The sequence below is a fragment of the Pseudoalteromonas sp. SR45-5 genome (assembly GCF_014163565.1).
GTDB lineage: Bacteria > Pseudomonadota > Gammaproteobacteria > Enterobacterales > Alteromonadaceae > Pseudoalteromonas > Pseudoalteromonas distincta.
The window spans coordinates 1-965 of sequence record NZ_JACJDN010000956.1 but is presented as its reverse complement, the minus strand read 5'-3'; the positions used below and the strand labels follow the sequence as shown (position 1 = coordinate 965).

Annotated in this window: 2 protein-coding genes; both read right to left on the bottom strand. The window is 41.0% G+C overall.

Annotated features, from left to right (window positions below; all coding sequences use genetic code 11):
- Window positions 1-729, bottom strand: a 729-nt coding sequence (gene glpG, locus H5072_RS20335; protein WP_182694622.1) for a rhomboid family intramembrane serine protease GlpG, incomplete at its 3' end; no start/stop codon positions are given.
- Window positions 726-965 (bottom strand): thiosulfate sulfurtransferase GlpE (gene glpE / locus H5072_RS20330; RefSeq protein WP_182694621.1); only part of this gene is annotated, 240 nt, incomplete at its 5' end. The genes glpG and glpE, both read right to left, overlap by 4 nt.

The window sequence follows — 965 nt, the reverse complement described above, 5'->3', positions numbered from 1 at the left end:
AAACAATACATCAGCAAACCCAAGCACTAACCAAATCAACATAAAGCCAACAATAGCCGTACTTACAAGCGCAGGCTTGTTAGGATTTAAAAAGCTATGAATCCAGCAAAAACCAAGTAGCCCATACACCACACCACTCAAGCCGCCAAAATTGGGGCCAACCATTAAGTATTGTGCCCAATTACTTATAAGTGCAGTTACTAAAAACAAACCTATTAGGGTGAGTTTTCCGCATTGTTTTTCGATATTGTCACCAAGCGACATCCACCAAATTAAATTAAACACTATATGCATCGCGCTAAAATGTACGAGGGCGGGCGTTAACCAACTTAAAGGCTGCGTAGGTTTAAACTGCATCATGGTGTAAATAGTCTCAAAACCACCTAGTAAAAAAGCAAAATAAATTATAACGCTTACAATACTTACGGTTTGATTTAACCAGCTAAGCGCTTTAAATCGCGTCATTAGATTAAGTGATTGCCCTTGGTATTTAAGCGGCGATTGTGTGCTACCTACATCCCATGAAGCTTGTTGATAGCGTTCATGGTTAGGGTTTTGTGTAAATTCGGCCCATAAAGGTTGTATTTGATGAAAATGCTCAGGCGCAACACTAATAATGACATTGCTACCATCTGAGGAGCTTAATTGTCCTTGTAAACCTTGGCTTTTTAAATAATCTATAAAGCCCTGTGCGGCGCGCGGGTTATTTAAACTGCCAAGCTCTATCATCGCTCTACTTTCTCGCTGTAAGCAGCTTCCCAAGCTGTAAAGCCGCCATCCATACTGTAAACGTCTTCAAAACCTTGCTCAACTAAGTAGCTAGCTGCGCCTTGTGAGCTCATACCGTGGTAGCAGACAATAATAATTGGCTGATCGAATTCTTTTTCCATCATAAATTGTGCGATATTACCGTTAGAAAGTGCTTCTGAGCCTGGAATGCGACCGGCTTGATACGAATTAGGATC